General features: G+C 53.7%; 17 protein-coding genes and 2 riboswitches. Of the genes, 9 read left to right on the top strand and 8 right to left on the bottom strand.

The window, feature by feature from the left end; genetic code table 11:
* Positions 1-352 precede the first annotated feature (352 nt).
* The gene (locus DW724_RS10875) at positions 353-3,172 is read left to right on the top strand and encodes an ATP-binding protein (protein ID WP_158580283.1); all 2,820 of its coding nucleotides are present in this window, start codon (positions 353-355) and stop codon (positions 3,170-3,172) included.
* 52 nt (positions 3,173-3,224) lie between these two features.
* Here DW724_RS10875 and DW724_RS10870 read toward each other — a convergent pair whose 3' ends face one another.
* Together DW724_RS10870 and DW724_RS10865 are read right to left on the bottom strand one after the other, a co-directional pair.
* Positions 3,225-4,877: a putative manganese-dependent inorganic diphosphatase gene (locus DW724_RS10870; protein WP_118761478.1), complete on the bottom strand. Its 1,653-nt coding sequence runs from the start codon at positions 4,875-4,877 to the stop codon at positions 3,225-3,227.
* 229 nt (positions 4,878-5,106) lie between these two features.
* The gene (locus tag DW724_RS10865) at positions 5,107-5,688 is read right to left on the bottom strand and encodes an L-2-amino-thiazoline-4-carboxylic acid hydrolase (RefSeq protein WP_118761477.1); all 582 of its coding nucleotides are present in this window, start codon (positions 5,686-5,688) and stop codon (positions 5,107-5,109) included.
* A gap of 260 nt (positions 5,689-5,948) precedes the next feature.
* Here DW724_RS10865 and DW724_RS10860 point away from each other — a divergent pair, with 260 nt between their 5' ends.
* Both DW724_RS10860 and mgtE read left to right on the top strand, forming a co-directional pair.
* Positions 5,949-6,173 (top strand): hypothetical protein, encoded by a 225-nt coding sequence (locus DW724_RS10860; protein ID WP_118761476.1) that lies wholly within the window; start codon positions 5,949-5,951, stop codon positions 6,171-6,173.
* A 386-nt stretch (positions 6,174-6,559) separates the two neighbouring features.
* A complete protein-coding gene (mgtE, locus tag DW724_RS10855) occupies positions 6,560-7,954 on the top strand; it encodes a magnesium transporter (RefSeq protein WP_118761475.1) in 1,395 nt (464 codons plus the stop codon).
* A gap of 59 nt (positions 7,955-8,013) precedes the next feature.
* Here the strand turns inward: mgtE and DW724_RS10850 are convergent, their stop codons facing one another.
* Positions 8,014-11,745, bottom strand: coding sequence for a leucine-rich repeat protein (locus DW724_RS10850; RefSeq protein ID WP_118761474.1), 3,732 nt, complete (start codon positions 11,743-11,745; stop codon positions 8,014-8,016).
* 363 nt (positions 11,746-12,108) lie between these two features.
* Between DW724_RS10850 and srtB the strand changes: the two genes are divergently transcribed.
* Positions 12,109-12,912 (top strand): class B sortase, encoded by an 804-nt coding sequence (srtB, locus tag DW724_RS10845; RefSeq protein ID WP_118761473.1) that lies wholly within the window; start codon positions 12,109-12,111, stop codon positions 12,910-12,912.
* A gap of 51 nt (positions 12,913-12,963) precedes the next feature.
* Here the strand turns inward: srtB and DW724_RS10840 are convergent, their stop codons facing one another.
* Entirely contained in the window at positions 12,964-13,854 is an 891-nt protein-coding gene (locus tag DW724_RS10840; protein WP_118761472.1) for a LysR family transcriptional regulator, read from the bottom strand.
* 380 nt (positions 13,855-14,234) lie between these two features.
* Between DW724_RS10840 and DW724_RS10835 the strand changes: the two genes are divergently transcribed.
* The 5 genes from DW724_RS10835 to DW724_RS10820 all read left to right on the top strand — a co-directional run bounded on the left by DW724_RS10835 (position 14,235) and on the right by DW724_RS10820 (position 17,518).
* A complete protein-coding gene (locus tag DW724_RS10835) occupies positions 14,235-15,455 on the top strand; it encodes a dicarboxylate/amino acid:cation symporter (protein WP_118360609.1) in 1,221 nt (406 codons plus the stop codon).
* Between the two features lie 12 nt (positions 15,456-15,467).
* The gene (sdaAB, locus tag DW724_RS10830) at positions 15,468-16,136 is read left to right on the top strand and encodes an L-serine ammonia-lyase, iron-sulfur-dependent subunit beta (protein WP_118360608.1); all 669 of its coding nucleotides are present in this window, start codon (positions 15,468-15,470) and stop codon (positions 16,134-16,136) included.
* Positions 16,137-16,151: 15 nt separating this feature from the next.
* The gene (gene sdaAA / locus DW724_RS10825) at positions 16,152-17,021 is read left to right on the top strand and encodes an L-serine ammonia-lyase, iron-sulfur-dependent, subunit alpha (protein WP_118479881.1); all 870 of its coding nucleotides are present in this window, start codon (positions 16,152-16,154) and stop codon (positions 17,019-17,021) included.
* Between the two features lie 181 nt (positions 17,022-17,202).
* Positions 17,203-17,364, top strand: coding sequence for a hypothetical protein (locus DW724_RS15635; RefSeq protein WP_158580281.1), 162 nt, complete (start codon positions 17,203-17,205; stop codon positions 17,362-17,364).
* Entirely contained in the window at positions 17,348-17,518 is a 171-nt protein-coding gene (locus DW724_RS10820; RefSeq protein WP_243105738.1) for a nitrilase-related carbon-nitrogen hydrolase, read from the top strand. Before DW724_RS15635 ends, DW724_RS10820 begins: the two co-directional genes overlap by 17 nt.
* 54 nt (positions 17,519-17,572) lie before the next feature.
* Here DW724_RS10820 and DW724_RS10815 read toward each other — a convergent pair whose 3' ends face one another.
* The 4 genes from DW724_RS10815 to DW724_RS10800 all read right to left on the bottom strand — a co-directional run bounded on the left by DW724_RS10815 (position 17,573) and on the right by DW724_RS10800 (position 25,101).
* Positions 17,573-18,580: an ATPase P gene (locus DW724_RS10815; protein ID WP_118761470.1), complete on the bottom strand. Its 1,008-nt coding sequence runs from the start codon at positions 18,578-18,580 to the stop codon at positions 17,573-17,575.
* An 83-nt stretch (positions 18,581-18,663) separates the two neighbouring features.
* Positions 18,664-20,073: a carbon starvation CstA family protein gene (locus DW724_RS10810; protein WP_256372143.1), complete on the bottom strand. Its 1,410-nt coding sequence runs from the start codon at positions 20,071-20,073 to the stop codon at positions 18,664-18,666.
* 161 nt (positions 20,074-20,234) lie between these two features.
* A complete protein-coding gene (locus tag DW724_RS10805) occupies positions 20,235-23,624 on the bottom strand; it encodes an S-layer homology domain-containing protein (RefSeq protein WP_158580279.1) in 3,390 nt (1,129 codons plus the stop codon).
* A gap of 55 nt (positions 23,625-23,679) precedes the next feature.
* Positions 23,680-23,770, bottom strand: a riboswitch (cyclic di-GMP riboswitch).
* Positions 23,771-23,907: 137 nt separating this feature from the next.
* A riboswitch (cyclic di-GMP riboswitch) is annotated at positions 23,908-24,003 on the bottom strand.
* A gap of 276 nt (positions 24,004-24,279) precedes the next feature.
* Positions 24,280-25,101 (bottom strand): transglutaminase-like domain-containing protein, encoded by an 822-nt coding sequence (locus DW724_RS10800; protein ID WP_118761467.1) that lies wholly within the window; start codon positions 25,099-25,101, stop codon positions 24,280-24,282.
* Positions 25,102-25,112: the final 11 nt, after the last annotated feature.

Below are 25,112 nucleotides of genomic sequence, written 5' to 3'. Positions count from 1 at the left end.
GACGAGATGCCGTGCGATTTGGTTCCCTCTGTTCTGTATATCAATCAAACGATTTTTAATACCGCATTCTATTGAAATCACGGTCGATTTTGCGTCTTTCTCTTGCAACCCTGTCGTTCTTCACCTATAATAGAATATAATAACCGAATAAATATTCAGCAAACCAGGCGAAAGCCTGCGGCGCAAAGCTAAGAAGCCGCTTTCGCAATGACTGCGAAACCGACTTCACAGGGCCTGTAAAATGGCAGCCAGCTGCCTCGTTTGAGATGCACAGATGCATTACCGATGCAGCAGTGCATCTTTTTTCTTTTACAGAGAAATGCCGGACGCATTCCGGCTTACGGAGGGGAATATGAACAAAATTACAACCAGACTGAAACGGTGCGGCTGTCTGCTGCTGTGCCTCTGCCTGCTTATGCCGCTGCTGCAGGGCACAGCCGCCGCTGTGCAGGATTCCTCTGTCGTGCGAGTTGCATGGTATCCGGATTCCGCCTACAACATCACCTGCGAAAACGGCGAACGCAGCGGCTATGGCTACGAATATCAGCAGTCCGTCGCCGCATATACCGGCTGGACCTATCATTACATCGAAGCAAACTGGCCGGATTCACTGAACATGCTGCAAAAGGGCGAAATCGACCTGATGGCCGGCGTATCCTACGCCGAGGGCCGTGCCCAGACCATGCTGTTTTCCGATCTGCCGATGGGCGAGGAAAAATATTACCTGTATGCAAATCTCGCCGCTGCCAACATTTCCGTATCCGATTTGACCACCCTGAACGGCAAGCGCATCGGCATGCTGTCCGAAAGTATCGCGACCACGCAGTTCTGCGAATGGGAGACGCGCCACGGTCTGCACACCGAGCATGTGACCATCACCAGCGACGAGGACGCAGCCGCCAAGATCGCCAGCCGCGAAATCGACGGTTTTATCTCGGTCGAGAGTCCCCAGTGGCAGAAATACGGCCTGTCCGCGATCACCTCGTTCGGCAGCTCGGATGTTTACTTCGTGATCAGCAAAAGCCGTCCCGACCTCAAGGAAGCGCTCGATAATGCCATGCGCCGTATTGCACACGACAAGCCGTTCTATCAGGATGATCTGTATCAGCGCTATCTGTCTGCCCAGTCGGTCGAGCTCCTCTCGACCGAGGAGCAGGACTGGCTCCGGCAGCATGGCGCCATCCGCATCGGTTTTCTGAATCATGACACCGGTATCAGCACCTTTGATATCCAAACCGGTGATGTTACCGGTATTCTCACGGATTATGTCGTATATGCGACGAATTGTCTGGGGGATAACGCCTTGCATTTCGACCTGCACGGCTTTGACACGCAGCTTGAGCAGCTGCAGGCACTGCAGAACGGTGAGATCGACCTGATTTTTCACACCAGCCAAAACCCGCGTGCCGCCGAAGAGAACGGTCTTGCACTGTCGAACACCGTCTTGAGTTTCAGTCAGGCGGCGCTTACCACGAAGAACTATTTTAATGAGCTTGAGCCAAACACCGCTGCCATCCCCAAGAACGATTTTTCGCTCAAGCAGTACCTTTCCTATAATTATCCCAAGTGGACGATCCTCGAATACCCTTCAGCGAATGACGCGATCAAAGCCATGCGTACCAGCCGTGCGGACTGCTATGTAATGCGTGCCGGTCAGCTGCCGCGCTATATAAAGGACAAAACGCTGTACCGCGTGTTTCTCACACAGCCGAGCAAGACCTCGTTCGCTGTACGGCAGGGCGATACGGCTTTGCTGTCCATCCTGAACAAAACGCTCAAAACCATGCCTTCTTCCCTGCTGACCGGTGCACTTGCCATGTACGACAGTGCGCCCGAAAAGGTCACCGTTGCGGACTTTGTCAAGGACAATCTGACCACTGCCTCTGCTGTGTTCATCCTGCTCTCTCTGCTGCTGTTCGGTCTGTTCCGCAAGGCCCGGCAGTCCGCCAAACAGGCGCAGGAGCTGAACCTCAAGCTGCAGCAGAGCCAGACAGAACTGCAGGAGGCGCTCACGCAGGCCAAGGCTGCCAACGCCGCCAAAACAACGTTCCTGAACAACATGTCGCACGATATCCGCACACCCATCAACGGCATCATCGGCATGCTGACTATCATTCGCAAAAATAAGGACGACCACGCGCGCGTGCGCGACTGTCTGCATAAAATCGAGCTGTCCTCTCAGCTGCTGCTGTCTCTGGTGAACGATGTGCTGGATATGGCTCAGCTGGAAAACGGCACCGTCATTCTGCGGCGCGAATCCATGAATCTGGATGAAGTCTGCGGCAGCATTACCAATTCGGTGCTGTTTCAGGCGGAAGCCGCCGGTCTTACCGTCACCGGTGAGCATGACGATTTTTCCGGTATTTACGTCCGCAGCAGTGCGCTGCATCTGAAAAAAATCCTGATGAATCTATTCACCAACTGCGTGAAATACAACAAGCCCGGCGGTTCCATCCATATGCAGATGCACATGCTCGAACGGACGGATGCGAAGATCACCTGTCAATTCATCATCGAGGACACCGGTCTGGGCATGTCCGAGGATTTCATCAAAAACCATCTGTTCAATCCATTTGAGCAGGCGGACGAGTCCCCCCGCTCAAGCTATATGGGTACCGGACTCGGCATGTCTATCGTGCATCAGCTCATCGAGCAAATGGGCGGCACCATTTCGGTGGAGAGCAAACTCGGTGAAGGCAGCCGGTTTACCGTCGTACTGCCGTTTGAACTCGACCGTGACGCGACCGCAGCAGCAGCTTCGACGCAGACACCGTCAGATATTTCCGGCGCGCGGCTGCTCGTTGCCGAGGATAATGAGCTCAACATGGAGATTGCAATCTTCCTGCTGCACGACAGCGGTGTGCAGACCGTGCCGGTGCAGAACGGCAGGCAGGCGCTTGCAACCTTCCGAGACTCCGAGCCGGGCAGCTTTGATGCCATTCTCATGGACGTGATGATGCCTGAGATGGACGGTCTGGAGGCTGCAAAAGCTATCCGGGCACTCGACCGGCCGGACGCGAAAACCATTCCGATTATCGCCATGACCGCCAACGTCTTCAAGGAGGACCGCGAGAAGTGTCTCGCCGCAGGCATGAACGCGCATCTGTCTAAGCCGCTTGACGCCGAGGCGATGAAACGAACCATCTCCGAGCAGCTGAAAAAGCGGAAGTAAACACAAAAAGCGGGAGAAACCTTTGGTTTCTCCCGCTTTTACTCTGCAAATCTTACTCAATTTCCTCGTCGTGCTCCATGGCTCTGACAAGCGGCGCCACCATCTGCTTCTTCCGGCTGACAACGCCGGGCAGGACGACCGAATGCTCGCCGCAGTCGGTCTTGAAGGCCGCACGAACCAGCTGCTGCGCGCCCTTGCCGACGTAGAGCAGCTCTGTCTTTTCCTCGATAATGTTGGTCAGCATAGCGAACAGCATGGACAGACCGCTCGATGCCAGGCAGCTTTCCATGTACTCGAGCATTTTATCACGGATGCCGGACAGCTCGTTCTCACTGACACTCGTCACCTGCGAAATCGCAATCTTCTGATTCTGCGCCTGGAAATACTTGAAATCCATGTGGAACAGCTCATCCATCGAGCGATCAAGCAGACGCGAGCTGGAACGGAACATTTCTGTTGCATACTGCTTGATGTCCAGACCGACGATTTTCGCCAGCTCTTCTGCAGCCATGCGGTCAAGCGGCGTACACGTCGGCGAGCGGAACATCAGCGTGTCCGACAGGATTGCCGAGCACAGCAGACCCGCGATTTTCGGCTCGATCTCCACGTTGTGCTCATGGTACATCTGCGTGATGATGGTCGCGGTGCAGCCGAGCGGCTGATTGCGGAAGTAGATCGGTCCGCTGGTCTCCACCGAGTCAATGCGGTGGTGGTCGATGATCTCAACAATATTGGTCGAACGAATGCCTTCGGCGGCCTGATCGCGCTCGTTGTGATCGACCAGAATGACCGACGGACGCTCCAGATCCAGCAGGTTGCGCTGTGAGAACATACCGACGTATCGTCCCTGTTCATCCATCAGCGGGTAATAGCGGATACGCTTTTTGGAAACCGTGCGCTTTACATCCTCAACCGTTTCCTCCGGCTCGAAGGTGATAAGACCCTTTTTCCGCATCACATGCCGCACCGGAACCGCCTGACCGATAACCTTGACACAGGTGTAGGTATCATACGGGGTGGCGATGATGGAAACGCCGTTCTCCGAGGCCAGCTTTCGGATGGTGCGCGAAACCTTGGAGCCGAGACCGATGACTATGCAGCCGGCGCTCATCTCAATGGCGCACAGCTGGCTTTCGTAACGGTTGCCGAGAATGACCATATCATTTTTGCCGATATAGTCCTCGAGCACGTCCGGATTAGCCGCCGCAACGACCACACTGCCCTGCTCAAACCGCTGGTCAATGTCGCCAACCTCGAGCGTGCCGTCAAGCACATCGACCAGATTGCGATAGCTGGTCTTGGCCTCCGCCAGCGCATTGGCGTCCTGATCCTCGATGTAGAAGCGCGCGATGTCGCCCAGCGTCAGCAGACCCTTCAGATGGCGATCCTCATCGACAACGGCCAGCGTCTGAATATCATTTTCGTTCATGTAATCCCATGCACGGTGCAGCGACAGCTCCTCGCTGATGCCCGGCACCTCGCGGTACTGCACATCGCTCAGGCGCGGCTCAAACGACTTGATGTAGCGCGGCGGCTCCACGCCGAAGCGTTCGAGCACAAATTTGGTCTCCGCATTGACGTGACCCGCGCGGCAGGCTATGTATTCTCCGCCGGTCAGCCTGCGCTTGAGGTGCGCGTAGCAGATTGCAGAGCAAATGGAATCCGTATCCGGATTGCGGTGTCCGATAACAAAAACTGGGTTCATGCACTGATGCTCCTTTATGTGATAAGGGATGGCTCCCCTTCGGAATCCGTTTGATGGAATGAAACCTTGTGGTTTGATTGTATCATTTAACCGGGGAAATCGCAAGGTATGGAAGAGGAATCCGACTCAAAACCATCTGCGGCCGCACTGCGTAGGCGATGGAGCTGACAGCACGGATTCCGCCGCTGCACCGAAAATCCTGCCGAAGTCCGCTTCTCCGTCTGCTCGCCTACCTTTTGAAAAACCGAAAATCGCAGCAGTCACCGCCGCAGCCCAGCGTTTTTGTGCGCGAAAAGCCGAGCTTGCGCAGTCCGCCGTAGGTCACATCATCCACGTCGCAAAACAGCGGACACAGCTCCGGACAGCCGTTTTCCTGGCACGCCGTGTGCCAGAGACACTTGGTAATCGACGCGGAAAAGTGCGTTTTGTCGTGTTCCTGTGTGCTCTCCCACAGGTCGGAGGTACGCATGATTTTGAGAAAACAATAGCTGTAAATCCGATAAAATCCCGGCACAAACTCCATTTTCACCGTGAAAGCGTGCTTTTCTGCCGCCACCCAGTCCATCATGTACGTCCGCATGTGCGTAAAGGTTTCCTCCGCAGGCAGCTCTGCCTGCAGCACCTTGTACAGCGCAATGCGCGGCAGAATGGTCTGCACCAGTGTTTTCATCTGGTTTTTGGACCTGTTTGCTGCGGTTTTGATTAACCTATCCAGCATTTTTTCCTGTCGTGAAAACAGCGAGCCGCCCCTGCTTCCGCCGAAGGTCTGTACCAAAAACTCCTTAATTTGCTTTTGCTGTTTGCTTTGCATAATTTCTTCATCTCTTTGCTTTTGCGGGATTCCAGTGTCAATCGTTAGTTAGTTCATCCTAACTATATCACACCGGCTTTCAATATGCCACCTTAATATACGAAAACCCTGCCGTTAATCGACACGGGATTGCTTTTCGCCAGTCTCGTTTGCTTTGTTATTCCGCGCAGAAATACGCAGTCTGCAGTTTCCCAGGGTGCTTATACCGTACCACTCTCGTTCCGCGAGCATGGCAAAAATGGAAAACTACCTGCAAAAAATTGAAGGAAATAGAAAGAAAGGAGCATCTGGGCAAGTACAGCAGACGTGACAAGGAGAACCTGCAGATTGCAGAGAAGGTGGAACAGCTATCTATGCAGCATCCGGACAAAGGCTATCGCCGTATCCGAGATGACATCGTTGATATCCTGCTCAGTGAGCCGGCACTCGACAGCAAGGCATCTGCTCTGTCCACCGAAGCGTTTCGGTGGGATCGGTTTGGATAATCTTCCAAAATCATTCGTACACCAAGACAATCCCATTCCTGCATCGTCAGCCTTTTGTCTCCCCGTGCGCGATATTGTCCGCAAATTTCATCCATATTGTTAAAACTGCGAAAAATGCCTTGCATATTCCACACAAAAAGTGCTATAATCATTGCGAAAAAATAAAAAGGAGGCAAGCCCTATGGACAGTTGTGACAGACGAAATGTACATATGACGATGGATACAGACTATGCTGCTGTTTCGAGTGTCCGTAAGCATCCTCTTTTGAAATAAGCGCTGAGCCTTGCTCCATCGTGATGAACAAGTCCACAACTGATGTTTGTGTCACTGTATCTGTTACGGTGGATTTTTTGTGCTCTTTTCCGGGCACAGAAGGAGGCTGATTATGAAAAAAGCAACATGGAAAAAAACATCTTTTGCCGAGAAAATCGTTGAGATCATCCGCACCTCCCCTTCGATCAATGAGATGCGGGAACAGCTGCAGGATTATCACGACAACGATATCGCACAAAGCCTGCAATGCCTAAACCGCGCGGAACGCAATCTGCTGTACAGCGCACTTGATGCGGAATGGCTGGCGGAAATCATCTCCTATCTGGATGATCCGGCGGAATACATTGATGAAATCGGCATTGACAAGCTGGCCGAAATTCTGAACGAAATGGATGCGGACGACGCGGTCGATCTGTGGGAGAACATCGACGAGAGCGTAAAAGTAAAGCTGCGCCCGATGATCGATGACGAAACCAAGTCAGCCATCCTGCTTATCAATTCCTATGACGACAGCGAAGTCGGCAGCCTGATCACGACCAACTACATCTGCATCAAGCAGAACCTGACCATTCGGCAGGCCATGCACGAGCTGGTAAAGCAGGCCGGTGAAAATGACAACATTGGAACGATTTATGTAGTCGATGATAAAAACCGCTTCTGCGGTGCAATCGACCTGAAGGATCTCATCGTTGCCCGAGAGAACGTTCCGCTGGATTCCATCATCAGCTACGCGTATCCGTATCTGCTCGACCACGAGAAAATCTCAGAGAGCATCGAGAAGATCAAAGATTATGCCGAAGACTCCCTGCCGGTGCTGAATAAGGATAGAAAGATCATCGGTATCATCACCGCACAGGACGTTGTCGAGGCCGTGGATGACGAGCTCGGCGAGGACTATGCAAAGCTCGCCGGTCTGTCCGCCGAGGAGGATCTCAACGAAACCACCAGGGAAAGCATGAAAAAGCGCCTGCCGTGGCTGATCATCCTGCTGTTCCTCGGCATGGGCGTTTCGACCGTTGTCGGTGCATTTGAAGGCGTTGTAGCCGTGCTGCCGGTCGTTATCTGCTTCCAGTCGCTAATTCTCGATATGGCCGGCAACGTTGGTACGCAGTCGCTGGCGGTTACGATTCGTGTGCTGATGGATGAAAACCTGAGTGCTAAGGACAAGCTGCACCTCACCTTCAAAGAAATGAAGGTCGGCACCTGCAACGGCGCGCTGCTCGGCATTATGGCGCTTGTCTTTCTCGGTGCATACATAGCGCTGTTCAAGGGCTATGCCATCGGACATGCGTTCCTGATCTCCGGCTGCGTTGGCATATCACTGCTTGTAGCGATCGTGATTTCCAGTCTGGTCGGTACGCTCGTGCCGATCCTGTTCCATAAAATCAAGGTAGACCCGGCGGTTGCGTCCGGTCCGTTGATTACGACGATCAACGATCTGGTTGCCGTTGTAACATATTACGGTCTGGCATGGATTCTGCTGATTCAGCTTTTGCATATTGTTTGAGTGAAAAAACACCCTCTATATCGAATGATATAGAGGGTGTTTGCTATCTGTTTTTGCTTTTAATCGTGCTTTCTGCGGATACCGAAGTACGCCAGTCCCATTGCGGACAGACCGCACAGAGCCGCCCACAGGCCGCCGATATCGCCCGTCTTCGGAACGCTGGACGTCGGAGTCTTGCTGTCGGGAATGTTCACTGTCTTCGTTTTATCCGGCGTCTTGGTCTGTGTTTCCGGCTTAGTCGTCGGAACCTTGCTGTCCGGGATGTTCTCCGTCGGCTTCAGCGGATCAAGCGGCGTAGGCTGATCCGGAATGTCAACCGGAGGCTTCGGATCGGGATCGGGAGTCGGTTTCGGGTCCGGCTTGTGGTGACCGCCGCCGCCACCGCCGCCGCCGGATCTCTTGCTGTTGGTGATGGTAAAGCCATCTGCCATGCTGCCGGAAATCGAGGTATTAAAGCCGTCAACGGCCTCCTCTTCGACGGTATAGGTGTAAGCGCCGTCCAGATTTGCAAAGGTGTACGACCAGGTCTTGCCGTCCTTGTCGGTGGATCTTTCGCTCAGAAGCACCGTACCGATTGCGGTTCGCGTGCCGTCCTTCGCAATGCGGATAAGGTTTACGGTAACAGCGGTCGGATACGCGCTTGCGCCGCTCCAAACCTTGTGTACGGTGAGGGAAACCGGATTTTCCAAGGTGTCCTCACCCGGAATGATCACTTCGCCGTTTGTGCCGACACCGCCGCCGCGTTCTGCGGTATTGCCCATAATCTTGAGCGGTGCGGTTTCAGCCAGTGCCTTGCTCTCTGCGGAAACAACAGCCTTGAGACCGTAGCCATTGGTCGCACCGGAAGCCGGCTTAACCGGGGCACCCGGATTCGCTGCATCGTAGCGGTCGCCTCCGAAAGCACCGTAGTTTTGATCACCCGCGCCGATCGAGGTATCGCGGTACCAGGTTACCAGTCCGCCGCCGTACATCTTGCCGCTGAAGCTGGTGGAATACGTCTCGTTCCACTTAAGCAGGAATGCCGCATCATCAGCAGATTTGCCTGCCGTGTTGCCAAATACAGCTGCATCCGTGCCAAGGCTTACCGTGCCCACCGGGCAGGACCAAATGCCGCCGCCCTGAATGGCTGCCGTGTTTGCGGTGATCAGCGCATTCTTAATAGTGATCGACCACGGTGCATGGCTGACGTAAACGCCGCCGCCCTGTCGACGCGCTTTATTGTTCACGATATTGCCGCCTTCGAGTACAACGCGGTCTCTGCCGGACCAGCTGTATACACCGCCGCCGCAGGATGCCGTATTGTTCGAAATCGTGCCGCCGGTCATGTGGAACCGGCCGCCGCCAACCGTGTCATTCTCGCTCAGAACGGCCGTTGCAACGCCGCCGCCCATGCCGTTGGTCTTGTTACCGGTAATCGTGCCGTTTGTCATTTCAAATGCTGCGTTACCCTCTACGAAGACACCGCCGCCGCCTGCATTCGGCTTCTGAATTGTATCGGAAGCGACTGCCGTGCTGTTGCCGGAAATCGTACCGCCGGACATGGTGAACGTGCCGTTCTCACGCACGCATACACCGCCGCCGCGCTTTGCCGTATTGTCGGCAATCGTGCCGCCGTTCATGGCAAATTTGCCGCCGTTCTTCACATAAACCGCGCCGCAGTTTGCGGAGGACGAAGCGGAAATGCTGCTGAGCTCGCCGTTCCCCATGGTGAAGGAGCCGCCGTCTACCGTAATCGCACCCATGTTCGAGCCGCTCAGGCTCATGCGGGTAATCGTGCCGCCGTTCAGCGTCATTGCGCCGTTTACCTCGGCAAACGAGCCTTTAGCGATGCGGAAGCAGGAGAAATTGAAGCTGCCGTCCAGAATCAGTGCCGCGTCTTGCTCCACGCGGAAAGCCGGACCGGCGAAGCCGTTCTTGAACACAACCGAAAGGCCCTTGCCTTCATCGGTCAGCGTGATGGTCTTGCCGGACGGAATCGTAACCGTGCCGTCTATAATGAAGCTCTTGTTTGCGGTAATGGTGGTGTTTCCCTCTGCTGCCGCGTCAACGGCCTGCTGCAGCGTGGTTTCTTCGCCTTCGCGGATGTTTTTTCCATCGACAGTGACCGCAAACTTTACAGCAACACCGGCAGGAATCGTCAGCGGATTCGAGTCAATCGCAACATCTGCCGAGCATGCTTCAATATAGAAGTAGGTGATATTGGTATCTTTGTTAAATGCCTTACTGCCGATGGTCTGCAGCTGGCTTTTGCCCTTGCCCTGTTCGCCAATCTGCACGGAAGTCAGCTTGGCGCAGGTGCTGAATGCACCGGCCGAGATGGTCTGTACGCTGTCGGCAAGCTCCAGCTTTTCGATACCGGTTTTCGTGAAGGCTGCCGTACCGATGGAAACAACCCCTTCAGGGATAATCAGCGTGCCGGAAAGATTCGGACAGTTGTAGAATGCGTAGTTTCCAATATTTTTCAGCGCGCCTGGGAACATAACACTGCTGATGGCAGTGCCGCGAAATGCATAAGTACCCAGAAAATTCAGCGCATTCGGCAGAACCAAATCGCCCTCAATCTTGACATCCTTAAACGCATTATTTCCAATCGAAGTAATCGAATTCGGCAGCTGTAATTCTCCGGTCAGACCGCTGCCGCTGAATGCGCTTTCGCCAATCGACGTAACAGAATCCGACAAGTGCAGCTTGGTCAAACCTGCACACTTGCTGAACGCACTCTTGCCGATGACCGTGATATGAGACCAGTCAACGCCGGTAATTCCGGTGCTCGAAAATGCGTTTTCCGGAATTTCGGTAATGCTTTCCGGCAAAACGACCGTGCCGGTGATACCGGTCGTATTTGCGAACGCGCGGATACCCAGAGACTCGAGCGCATCAAAGGTATGCTCACCCAGCTCCAGCGAGAAGGACTTCATATTATTGAAGGCTTCCTGTCTAATGCTCGTCAGTGCGGAGAAATTCAGGCCTTCCAGCGTAGTCAGCGAAGAACAGTTCATAAATGCCTGAATACCGACAGAAGTGACCTTGGACAGATCAGCGACCGAAGTCAGCGCCGAGCATGCCGTGAACATATAGTTGCCGATTGCGGTAATATTATCCATGCCGTCAACAGTCGTCAGCGACTTCTGACCGCGGAAGGCATACTCGCCGATTTCCAGCGGCAGACCGCCCAGATCAACGGTTTCCAGTGCGAGACTGCGGTGATTTGCCCAGTCAAACGCATGCTCCTGAATGCCGACAACCTTGTATTCCTTATCGTCATAGGTTACGGTTTCCGGAATAACCAGCTTGGTCACGCTGTCTGCGCAGCCGGTAACAACGGCATCGCCCGAGGAAACATCATACCGGATGCTGTCCTGCGTAAACGCGGTGACTGCATACGCCGCAACCGATACCTGCTCGGCAGATTTTTCTTCAGCAGGCTTCTCCTCTGCCGGAACCTCAGCCGCAGGCGCTTTCTCCGCCGGTGCGGACGGTGCCGTCTCGGCCGGTGCTTCAGGTGTACTCGGCGATGCAGACTCGCCCGGTGCAGACGGCTCGCTCGGCACAGACGGCTCGGCATTCTCGCCAGTGCTCTCTGTCGGAGCGGGGCTGCTCGTGTCCGGTGTGCTTTCTGTATCGCTATCCTCTGCTTCCGGAGCGGATGCTGCGGGATCGCCGCTCTCGGAGTAACCGGTGTCGGTGCTGCCGTCTTCCGCTTCAGCCGCAAATGCTGCAAAAGTACCCGTACTGAACGTCAGATTAAGCGACAGCAGGATGGCCATCAGCCTTGTAAACTTTTTGCTCATACTACTCAGTCCTTTATCATGAAATCAGGAAATATATCCTCCTCGCCGGTGGTCCGTATCCGCGACAGACGAGGTGTTTTCTCTGTATGGTATAGCTTACCATACAGGGGGTACAAAAAAAGGATATATTTTGGCAGAAAGCCTTCCATACTATATCGACAAAACGTAGAAATTATTGCTATGCGATTGTACAATGTGATGAAAAGCACGGTCAGTCATGTGAAAACAATCAAAATCTGCACGAAATATCCAGTATCAGCGCATCTGACAGATATAATTTTTTCTGTCAAACGAGGAAATATATCCAATTTTACAACTTAAATCAGATATACTATAATAATATGCAAAAAACGAGGTGAGCGTATGAAGCCCCAAATACGGACTGTGATACTGTTTTTTCTGACAGCGGTGTTTGCCGTCAGCGCATTCATGCTGGTGCGCCAAATGACGAGCTACCGTGCAGGCGATGAAGCCTACGCTGAGGCTTCCGAGATTGCCGCGATACCCGAAGTGGCGGAGGTGGAAACCGTTCAGCAGCCGACCGAACAGCCGCAGCAGGAAACGCAGACCGAACCCGAACCCGCTCCGTCTGCCGACCCGTATGCACAGGCGCTGGAGCAGATGGACCTGCCCGCTCTGCAGCAGGTCAACAGTGATGTCATCGGCTGGATTGCCATTCCGGGCACCGAGATTTCCTATCCGCTGGTGCAGGGCACGGACAACGACTATTATCTGACACACACCTGGAACAAAAACAGCAGCGCAGTCGGCGCGATTTTCATGGACTGCCGCTGCTCTGCCGATTTCAGCGGCTTTAACACCATCGTGTACGGTCACCGGATGAACAACGGCTCGATGTTTGCCGCGCTGAAGCACTACAAAAAGCAAGATTTCCTGCAGGCACATCCACAGGTATATGTGACCAATGCAAGCGGAGCCCATGCGTACAGAATCTATGCGGCCTACGAGGCAGCGCTTGACGGAACCGCGTATTACAGTGCGTTTTCCGACGAAACGATCAAAAAAACCTTCATTGACGAAGGCATTTCCCTGTCGGTGATCCGCACCGGCGCAGTACCGACCGTAAACGACCATATCCTCACGCTTTCCACCTGCACCGGCAACGGGCATGCAACCCGCTGGGTAGTGCAGGCGGTCATGGAATAAAAAAACATCCCACTTGCTGTGCTTCAACAAGTGGGATGTTGTTATATGCTCCTATTCTTCCTCGTCCGCCAGCTTGGCCACGCGGACAAATTCATCCATTTCGCGTGTGCGCCATTTCTCCTTATGGCTGAAAATCTGGCGGTAGAGCGAAATATAGCAGTCCTCGACCGACAAACGGATCAGCCTTCCCTCTTTTACGCTGTTCTCGACTGCGTACCACGGCAGAAAGGATACACCGCGGTCAATCTCAAGCATGCGAATGAGCAGCGAGGTATCGCCGCACTCGAGCGACGGTGTAAGGATGGTCCGCCGTGCGGCAAGACGGCGGTTGAGTACACGGCGATAGTTATCCTGCTCGGTAAGGAAAAAAGGCTGCGTGAGCAGTTCCTCAATCGTCAGCTCTTTTCCGCCCAGCTCCTCGTGCAGCGATGCAGACGCCACAAATACGATTTCCTCGCGCTGCTCCATCAGCTTGTTCCAGTTGTTGCTGTACAGCGGCTCATCAAGCACATAGATCATGTCCAGCTCGCCGCGTTCCATATGCTCAATCAATTCTTCCGGCTCACCGACCGTGATGCGGATAGACACTTTCGGGTTGAATTTGCGGTACAGATGCAGCACCGTCGGCAGCTTGAGACATGCAAGCGACTCAATCGTGCCGATATGCAGCGAACCGCGCAGCTCTGCCGTGGATGTGACCGACATGCGCGCCTGATTGACCTGATTCATCACATCGCACGCGTGGCTGAGAAAACGCTCGCCTGTGTCGGTCAGCGCGATACGCTTTCCCATGCGGTCGAACAGACGTGTGTCCAGTTCCTCCTCCAGCTGGCGTATCTGCACCGTTACCGCCGACTGTGAGTAGCCGAGGCTCTCTGCTGCGCGTGAAAAACTCTTAAACTGTGCTACCCGAATAAAGGTTGCAAGCTGCCGAAGCTCCATGGATTTCCCTCTCTCCCCTATATTATCAATATTTTGAATCGAAATGATAAAATATATGAATTTGACTTAACCCATTAAACAGAATATACTAAATCTGCAAAGAGGTCAAGAAAGAAATTGGAGGTTTACCACCGATTTTTTATTTATCCTTTTTACACAAAAACCGCGTCCTATTTTACAGCATTTCGCCTAAAATAAGCGGTTCTTTTTGTGTCCGGAGGCAAAAATCTCGGCAGACTTCCACGGCAGCAGACCAAAGAGGGGTCAACAAACGGTCTGCGCCGCAAAGGGTAACATCGCATAACCGAACAGGTGCACTTTCTGCAAAGTGCCGCAGCTCAAATTGTGTGGTGCTGCCCGCAAAAAAGGAGGAAAACGAAATGAAAGAAAAGAAAAAATTCAAACTCGGATTACTGCCCAAGCTCATCATCGCCATTATTGTCGGCATCCTGTTCGGCCAGTTCCTGCCGGAAGGCTTCTGCCGCTTTGTGGTAACGCTCTCGTCGTTCTTCAGCCAGTTCCTGTCGTTTATCATCCCGCTGATGATCCTCGCGTATGTTACCATGGGCATTGCTAACCTCAAGAGCGGCGCGGGCAAGCTGCTGCTCATCACGGTTGCCATCGCCTACTGCTCGACCCTGATCGCAGGCTCGGCTTCGTTCTTTGTAGCCGACACCCTGTTCCCGCACTTCATGAGTGCGGACGCGCTCGACAAGATCGCCGCAACCGCAGGCAACTCGCTGGAGCCGTACTTCAGCCTGGAAATTCCGGCGCTGATGAACACGCTGTCCGCTGTTGTTACGGCGTTTGTGCTCGGTCTGTGCATGTCCAGCCTGCGCGGCAAGACCATCGGCGACACGCTGTATAACGGCGTTTCCGACTTCTCCGGCATCATTGACTGCGTACTGCACAAGGTCATCATTCCGCTGCTGCCGCTTTACATCTGCGGCACGTTCACCGATATGACCAAGTCCGGCAAGACCTTTGCCATCCTCGGTATTCTGTGGAAGGTATTCATCGTTGTTATCATCATGCACCTGATCTGCATCTGCATCCAGTTCGTAATCGCAGGTCTGGTCAGCCACAAGAACCCGTTTACGCTCATCCGCAACCAGATTCCGGGCTACGCAACCGCACTGGGCACCCAGTCCTCTGCGGCTACCATTCCGGTCAACCTGCAGTGCGCTGAAGCAGACGGCGTTTCCTCGGAAATCCGCAACTTTACGGTTCCGCTGTGCGCGAATATCCACATGGCAGGCTCGATGATCACCATCACAGCCTGCGCTACCGCAGTCTGCCTGATGAACCAGCTGCCGATCTCCATCGGCACCGTTATCCCGTTCATCATGACCCTCGGCATTGCCATGGTGGCGTCTCCCGGTGCGCCGGGCGGCTCTATTATGACCGCCCTGCCCTTCCTGTACATGATCTTCGGCACCGAGGCCGGTGACCCGAGCGGCCCGATCTGCGCTATTATGGTTGCGCTGTACATCACGCAGGACTCGTTCGGCACCGCTTGCAACGTCTCCGGCGACAACGCGATCGGCGTGATCGTGGAGACCATCTACCGCAAGTTTATCTGCAAATCCTCCGCTCAGTAAGGAGAATCCCCTATGTCCTTTATCAGTGTTTTTGATGTGCTGGGACCGAATATGATCGGTCCCTCCAGCTCCCATACCGCCGGCGCAGCCGTTATCGCGTATCTGGCGCACAAGATGATCGCGCCGCCGCTTAAAAAGGTAGATTTCACGCTGTACGGCTCATTCTCCAAAACCTATCATGGCCACGGCACTGACCGTGCGCTGCTCGGCGGCATCATGGGCTTTTCGACCGATGACACCCGCATCCGCAATTCGTTTTCGATTGCGACCGAGCGCGGTCTGTCCTACTCATTCACGCCGTGTGAGACCGAGACCGATGTCCATCCGAACACCGTGGACATCCGCATGGAGAACGCCGCCGGTCAGGTGATGACCATCCGCGGCGAGTCGCTCGGCGGCGGCAAGTGCCGCATCGCGCGCATTAACGGCGTCGAGGTTGACTTTACCGGTGAATACAGCACGGTCATTGTCGTTCAGCAGGACAAGCCGGGCGTCGTGGCGCACATCACCAAGGTGCTCAGCGACAAGGGTGTAAACATTGCGTTCATGCGCCTGTTCCGCGAGTCCAAGGGCAACACCGCTTACACGATCGTCGAATCGGACGGTCATTTCCCCGAGGGCATTGAGGAACCGCTCAAAAACAATCCCAACGTCCACGATGTCATGATCATCGAACCGTAAGGAGGAGAGCAGATTATGGATTTCAAAAACGCATCCGAGCTGCTTGCACTCTGCACGCAGCAGCAGCTCCCCATCTCCGAGATCATGCGCCGCCGCGAGTGCCAGCTGGGCGAAACCACGCGTGATGAGGTCACGCACCGTATGAAGAAAGCACTCGAAATCATGCGCTCATCCGCGCTGACACCGCTCAAAACGCCGGTCAAGTCCATGGGCGGCCTGATTGGCGGCGAGGCAAAAAAACTGGCGCAGCACGCGGCCAAAGGCCACTCCATCTGCGGGGATGTGCTGCACAAAGCAGCGCAGTACGCGATGGCAGTGCTTGAGGTAAATGCTTCTATGGGTCTGATTGTCGCAGCACCGACCGCAGGCAGCGCCGGTGTTCTGCCGGGTATGCTGTTTGCCCTGCAGGACCGCTACAACATCTCGGATGAACGGCTGATCGACGCCCTGTTCAACGCCGGTGCGATCGGCTACCTCGCCATGCGCAACGCAACCGTTGCAGGCGCGGTCGGCGGCTGTCAGGCTGAGGTCGGCATCGCTTCCGCAATGGCGGCCAGCGCAGCTGTCGAGCTCATGGGCGGCAAGCCCGAGCAGTGCCTTGACGCGGCCTCCACCGTGCTGATGAACATGCTCGGTCTGGTCTGCGATCCGGTCGGCGGACTGGTCGAGTATCCGTGCCAGAACCGCAACGCGGCAGGCGTAGCCAACGCACTCGTTGCCGCTGAGCTCTCGCTCGCAGGCATTCACCAGTTTATCCCGTTCGATGAAATGCTCGATACCATGTACGCAGTTGGTCGCCGCATCCCCATTGAACTGCGCGAGACTGCCCTCGGCGGCTGCGCTGCCACACCGTCTGCATGCGCGAAATGCGGACTGTGCTCTTAAAGCAACACCGCACAATTAAAGCAGCGGCATTGCCATAAATCAGATCATATCGATACTCTTTTTCGCAGGACATTCCCACCCCTCGGGAATGTCCTTTTCGCATTTCATTTGCCAAATGAAATGATATAATGAAGCATCTCTATGAGTAATGCCGGATGGAACCGTGCAGGATGTTGCAAAAATGGTACACATCGCACAAAATATCAGCTTCTACGAGCAGGATTACTACACGCCGTCCAACGATGGCTTCAAGGTGTTCCGCACGCCGTTCGGCAACGTCATCTGCTTCGACCGCCATGTGCAACCGTGTCGGCACAGAAGGCGAAATGCAGTTTGCCGGTGAATCGCTCGTCATTCATCCGAGCGGCAAGGTGCTTGTTAAAGCAAACGACACTGAGCATCTGCTCATCTGCGATATCGATCTGCAGGATGTGCAAAAAATCCGCAGGAATCCGGACTATCTGTCGCTCCGCAGACCGGATATGTACGTCATATAAGCCAAAAATCCCTCCCGATCATAAACCGGGAGGGATTTTTGTATCATTTGATTATCACTGATACTCCGCATTGAGGAACATGGACTTGATGGCGACAACCTCATCGTATTCCTCCTGCGAGACGGTGACATCCGCATTCAGCGCCTTCAGGTCAGCCTTCACAACGTCGAGCGCCTGCGCAGCGGTCACTGCGCGGCCATCCATGACGGCACGCTGCATGCGGCGCAGCACAACCGGATGTGCATAGCGAGCCGGCAGCGGGAAATTCAGATAGTCCGCAAGGTAAGCCTGCATTTTCTCCTGTGCCTGTGCATCATTCTGCATGATGGAGGCACGGTTGTTGCGTGCTGTCGGCAGGACGCTGAAACCTGCAAACGTGAATATCGCGGCAAGGCCGAACAGCGTAAAATAAATCGAAAACGAGCCGTGACGCATGAAGGAAACGATACCGTAAGCCAGCGCCGCAAATCCAAGCAGTGTGATCGCCATAGCGGCCCAGCGGTAGCTGCCGTTCGTACACTGAAAGTTCCGGCGGCGTTTTGCGGCTGCGCTCAGTCGTTCGGTCAGCTCAGGACGGCGCTCCAGATAGTCGATTGCGTTATCGAGTGCCTGCACGGTTTTCTCCGCCTGTGCGCTCATCGGCGGACGATTGCGCTCCTCTTCCTCCCGGCGGGTCTGCTCCTCGGCAATGCGCCGCTCGGCCGCCGCGCTGACACACGGAATAGACGGGTGCTCAGCTCGGATAACGCTCAGGAAATCATCGACCTGCTGCTCGTACTTGAAATTGCACACCTTCTGTCCGCCGTCGAACTCCACGACCAGATAGGACAGCGTGGCGAAAATGCCCTTGCCGGAAAAGCCGCCCTTGCTCATCGCAACGCGCTTGTACACACGCGTTACCATGGAAAACGGAACATAATACCGCCGGTCAATAAAAAAGCTGTTCAAATAGAGGGCATGCTTGCCGATGCCGCACGGACCGATTTTCCGACAGGTTTTTTTATCCTCGGCAAGCGACGCGTCATCAATGCGCCCCGCGCTGAGCGGATAAGGTTTCAACATTTTCCGTCACCCCGCAATTATCGTTATGGATGGCCGCAGCCGACCGCACAAAGGAACGGCCGGCTGCAGCAATGCTATTATATTCAAGCAGATTTCTTTGCGCCGCGCTTCTTGGTCGCACGGATGAACAGTGCGAGCAGCAGTGCCGCGAATACAATGCCGATCGGGTACGCCACTGCGGTATTGTAAATTACCGTGCCGTCCGCTGTCTTGCTGTTCAGCAGGCTGCCGAGGCACTCCGGCGCGAGGATGAAATAGGTGCAGGAAACTGCACTCATGAACGTAGCCGGAACAGCTGCCATCCAGAAGTTCTTCTTCTCGGTGAACAGGTACATAGCTGCTGCCCACAGAACGATCATAGCGAGCGTCTGGTTGGTCCAGCTGAAGTAACGCCAGATAACCGAGTAGTCAATCAGACCGGTCGCATTGCCGATGCCGAGGATAGCGCCGATACCCAGTACCGGGATACACAGCTTCAGGCGGTTTGCGTACGAACCCTGATCCATGTGGAACCAGTCGGACAGCGTCAGACGAGCGGAACGGAATGCGGTATCACCGGAAGTGATCGGGCAGACAACAACGCCGATCATGGCCAGAGCAATACCAACGCCGCCCATGGTCTTGGAGCATACATCGTAGATCGCTGCGGACTGACCACCTGCCAGCGCTTCCGCCAGACCGGTGTTGAGACCGCCGGTGACCTCATACAGAGCACAGCCGGCTGCCGCCCAGATCAGTGCGATAATGCCTTCGGCTACCATTGCGCCGTAGAATACGAAGTGACCCTGCTTCTCGTTCTTCATGCAGCGCGCCATCAGCGGCGACTGCGTGGAATGGAAGCCGGAAATTGCACCGCATGCAACCGTGATGAACATGAAGCTCCAAATCGGCGTGCCGGACGGATGCATATTGTACAGGTGAGACCAAATCTCCGGAATGGTGTAATTCGGATTGGTGAAGATACCGATGATAACGCCGACCGCCATGATGATCAGGCACATGCCGAACAGCGGGTATATCTTGCCGATAATCTTATCGATCGAAATAAAGGTTGCAATAAAATAGTAAACCAGGATGAGGATCAGCCAGAACAGCGTGGTCGAAAGCACGCCGGACACACCGTTGCTCTTGCACAGCGTAACGATCAAACCGGCCGGGCCGACTGCAAATACCGTGCCAACCATGATCAACAGTACAACTGAGAACACACGCATGATATTCTGCATGGTGTGACCGAGGTACTTGCCGGTAACCTCTGCGATGGAGGCGCCGTCGTTTCGCTCACTGATCATGCCGGAGAAATAATCGTGTACGCCGCCAGCAAAAATGGTACCGAATGTGATCCACAGGAATACAACCGGACCCCAGAGAGCGCCCTGCAGTGCACCGAAGATCGGACCAAGGCCGGCGATGTTCAGCAGCTGTACCAGAAACAGCTTCCACTGCGGCATGACAACGTAGTCAACTTTAATTCCTCTTTTCCCTTTCGGCAATCCCTATTATGAACCTATGATATAAAAACCACAAGGACAATATGTTATAATTTTAACAAGAAAAATTTGCCGAAATTTGTTTCCTTTAGAAAAAAACTATCAGCGCAATAAAATCCCCCGACCAATGGCCGGGGGATTCGTTCGCCCTTATAGGAAAGTATTTACTTTTCCAGTTCGGTCCAATCACGAGTTTCGCGCAGCTTGCTCCACTTCTCGTGCTTGTTTCCCTTGATGTCGTAATAGTGGCTGTTCGTAGCCTCCTGTACGGCCAGGTAATACCATGCGGAAGTATCGGAGTTGTCGCTCCACTTGATCATGTTGTTGTGCAGATCCTTTGCAGTCTCCGGAAGGCGCTTGAGGACGCGGTTTACGAGCGTCATCGCCTCGGCACGGGTGATCTTGTTATTCGGACGGAAGGTGCCGTCGGTATAACCGTTGATCCAGCCGTTGTTGGAAGCGGCGCTGATTTCGTTCTTTGCCCAGTGGGATGCAATGTCGCTGAAGTCAACAGCAGTCGTGTTGGCCTTGTCGTCAAAACGAGCTGCGATCGCAGCGAACTCCGCACGGGTGATCGGCGCATTCGGATTGAACTTGCCGTGGCTGTCACCCTTTACAATGCCCATAGCGCTCAGCGTAGAAACTGCGTGGTTGTACCATGCACCGGCTGCTACGTCGGAGTAGCTGTTGGTCTTCGTAGAGTTTGCATTGCGGGTCTCGTCGGTCAGCAGACGGAAGAAGATGGTTGCTACCTCAGCACGGGTAATGCCGTTCTGCGGACGAACGGTGCTGTCCGGATAGCCTACGATGTAAGCATAGTGGTCATCGCCGTTCAGACCGGTCGGTACATTATCCGGAATGGTAACGGTAGGCTTGCGGCCGCCGCCGCCACCGCCGCCGCCGGAGGAGGATTTTTTCGCATAGGTATAGGTGAAGACGGTGTCCTTCTCAACCTTTGCATTACCGACAGGAGTCGTATCCCAAGAACCAGCACGGTAGCCGGAGTTCGGCTTGTCACCCACGGCCGGGATACGGGTGATCGGAACCACAACGTATTTGAGCTCATCGCCGTTTTTATAGTCCTTGAACGGAACGTAAACAACGATGTCAGCGTTGCCGCCGTTGTTCCACTCGCCGTTTACAACCTTGAATGCAAGACGGTACTCCCATGCGTCCGGGGTGCCATTGCCGGTCTCGTCCGGCTTCTCACCGCCCTTGACGTCAAGGTAGTAGTACAGGTCGATGGTAACGTCCTTGGTCAGCTTTTCAAGGTTATCGGTAACCTTGGTCAGACCCGGAACGTAAACGTAGGTCTTGCCGTCAACGGTCTGGTTTACCGCATCATTCTTGTAAAGCTCAGCAACCAGTGCATACTCATTGCCGGTCTTGGTCTTACCGTTCTCTACCTTAACCTCAACGTCCTTCTCGTTGTAGAAGTGCTTGTTGATGGTGTAATGCTGCGTATTCTGTGTAAAGAAGCCTTGGATGATAACGTTGCTCTTGATTTCAAAATCCTTTGCAGCTTCGCTACCGATCTTCCAGCCAGAGAACGTATGGCCTTCCTTAACAGCGTTGCCACGAATCTTTACCAGAGTGCCGTAGTTATAAGTCTCCTCGTCACCCTGCTTCTCGCCGTCAACGTAGTAGGTTACGGTATACTGGCGGGTAATCGGCTTAAATACTGCGATGTAAGTTACGTCCTTAACCACTGCGATAGTAGTCGGGTCAACCAGTGCAGTATCTGCGGTGCCTGCCAGCTTCCAACCTGCAAACTCGTAAGTATACTGCGCGTCAGAAGCCTTGCTTGCCTGATCCTTCGGGTCCTTGGTCGGCTTGTTGTTGTAAGCAACCGTCTGAGTATCGAGAGCATTTACAGCGTTATCAGCATTCTTCCAAGTTACGGTGTACTGGCGGGCAATCGGCTTAAAAACTGCAATGTAGGTTACGTCCGCAGTAACTGCTTGTTCCTTCGGATTAACCAGTGCAGTATCTTCAGTGCCTACCAGCTTCCAACCTGCAAACTCGTAAGTATACTGCGCGTCAGAAGCCTTGCTTGCCTGATCCTTCGGATCCTTAGTCGGATAACCATTGTAGTTTACCGCCTGAGTATCGAGAGGATCTACAGCGTCATCCGAGTTCTTCCAAGTTACCGTGTACTGGCGCGTTACCGGCTCGAATACCGCAATGTAGGTTACGTCCGCAGTCACTGCGCGTTCCCTCGGATTAACCAGTGCAGTATCTGCAGTGCCTGCCAGCTTCCAACCCTTGAACCTGTAATCATACTGAGCGTCAGAAGCCTTGCTTGCCTGATCCTTCGGATCCTTAGTCGGATAACCATTGTAGTTTACCGCCTGAGTATCGAGAGGATCTACAGCGTCATCCGAGTTCTTCCAAGTTACGGTATACGGATTCGGAATCCACTTTGCATACAAATACAAATCGGACATCAGAACAGTAGTCGTATCCGAAAATTCGTTGGTGCATGCTGCTTCGGTATACCAACCACCAAAGGAGTAACCCTCCGGAGCCTCAAACGTATTACTGCCACGAATAGTATAGGTGTTGCCACTCGTCTCGTTATCTACGATAGGATCCTCGTTCTTTCCAGAAATTCCATTAGTGGTATAGTTGGGATAATAAGTGACATTAACCGGAATGCCCTTGAGATAGCCATCAACATGGATATCCTCTACTCTCCCCCAGCCATAGCCCCAACTCTGGTCCTTAATGGTATACCATACAATGGTAACACGATTCGGATGAAACGTGAAATTCGTGGTATCAAGCAGAGACTTTCTGGTGGTCTCATCAGTATTGGTGTACTTAGCATAGGTGCCATCATCATTCCAGTTGCCCGGAGTGAAGAAACCGAGATCTTTCGGTTTTTCCAGATATGCTTCGTCAACGCCATGCTCTATGTCAGTGATCGATTTATCACTTGTCTGTGCCAATGCCGCCATACCTTCTGCGGTCACAAAACCTTTGTAACCAGTACCCGCATTCAGACCCTTTACGCCACCGTCACTGCCCGTGATACCGGCAACCCTGTCATCGCTGCTCGGCAGATAGTTTTTCTGACCTTGGTCAGCGTTGTTCTTCGGCGTACCACACTTCGGCAGAAGTACGAAGTACTTGGCTGCCTTCGTCTGATACCTTGCGCGGTCGATTTGAACCTCCTGCACGCTAATTGTATCCGTCGGAGAATTGCTTACTGCATCATTATTCTGAGAATCATTTTCATTGGAACTGCTATTATTGCCAGTCTCCTCGATGTCCGTACCGCCGGACGGTGCCTGTGCAGGATCCGGATTCTCAATCTGTCCTGCCTGTGCAGTATCCTGAGGCTCAGTCTGTCCTTGGGTCTCAGCATCGGGAGTTTTTTGAATGGTGTCTTCTGCGGGAGTACTGTCAACAACCGGCATCTGGTCTTCCGGTGACGGAAGGGTGGTGATGCCTTCATCGCCGGCCAGCGCCCAGGTCGGGCACATGGTCAGCGCCATGATAGTCGCAAGTGCTCCTGCGAGCAGACGTTTACGCATATTCTTTTTTAACATAGGAATACCTCCTTGGTCAGCGTGCATGCTGATCGAGAGGGATTGCAAATGTATTTCTGGCAACCGGCTGCCATGCGGAAAGAGACTTTCCGTTTAGGCCCCTGGCTTTGCGAGACCGGCTTTCACCGATGGTGCCTTTGTCTGTACAACTTGCTCCTCAACGAGCCGCACAGATCATGTGTTTGTGGGTTTGCGATAATCTCAGAATGCAGTGCAGTTTCAACCTCCAAATAAAATACCCCCTTTACAGCGCGCATAGCTCTGCAAGGGGGTACAAAGTACCTTCGGCAACCGGCTGCCATGCGGAGAGGAAAAAACCTCCGTTTAGGCCCAACTGGCTTTGCGACACCGGTTTTCACCGGCTGTGCCTTTGTCTGTACCTGTATCCCTTTACGGAAGTCATGCACAGAATTTTACGATCTTTTCTGTCGGCAGGCACGCCGGACTGCATACACAGCCCTTTGCCTGAGCCGGACAGAAATTCTCCGGATCCTCTTCTTTAGTATACCATAAATGTCCGCGAATAACAAGCAAATACTGTCAAAGCGAAGAAGAGTTTCAATCCGGAATCGTTTTTTATGCAAGAAATCGCCGCTGATTGGGCATAAACATATCCCATCAGGGCCATTTGCATACAAAATAAAATGAAAAAGTGTTAAGCCGCAGCTACTGCAAGCGCATCGCTGGTGTTGGTGTAGGTCAGCGGAGATACACAGTCATGCAGGGTTTTTGCGTTCTTCACGCTGCGGGTAACCGCGTAGGTCAGGTCGATCTGATACCACTTGCCATTCAGGTTTACCTTATTCCAAGCGTGGTAGCTGGAGCCGGCGTAACCCTTGGTCAGTGCGCACGGGATGCCCTGGCTGCGGCACATTGCTGCAAACAGCGAGGAAAAATCGTAGCAGATACCGGTGGTGCCCTTCAGGGTAGCGGCGGTATCCGGGATGTACTTGGTGATCTTGCCGCTGGTGATCTCATTCGCCAGCTTGTTATCATAAGTATAACGGCTTGCCATATAGTTGTAGATGGCGATAACCTTAGCCTCGTCGGTCTTAGCGTTCTTGCAGAGCTCAGTAGCCTTAGCGGATACCGTATCACCCTTGGAGAACTGAACCTCAGAAGTGGAGACCAGATACGGAGCGTAGCTGTCCTTAACGGTTACGTTCATGGACTTGGACTCGACCTGCTGATAGGACGTACCGGAAACGTTGCGGTACAACGTTACGGTGTACTTGCCGTTGCCCTTATCGAGAGAGAAGGAAGCATCCTTGCCACTCGGGCAATCATGGAATACGGTCTTGCCGTCGTTGTACTGAATACCAACCTTGAGCCTTGCACTCGAGGAGTAGTTTACGGTAACATAACCGTGGGTGGAATTACTCATATCCACAACATCATTTACTGCTGCTGCGGTAACGCCCATCGAGAGGGCGACTGCTGCAAAAACTGCGCATGCAATACGAAAAAGCCGCTTCATATCCGGCGATC

This window comes from Butyricicoccus sp. AM27-36 (assembly GCF_003480945.1).
Classification (GTDB): Bacteria; Bacillota; Clostridia; order Oscillospirales; family Butyricicoccaceae; genus Agathobaculum; species Agathobaculum butyriciproducens.
Note: the sequence above shows the minus strand (reverse complement) of the source record. Positions and strands in the feature narration are given on the sequence as shown.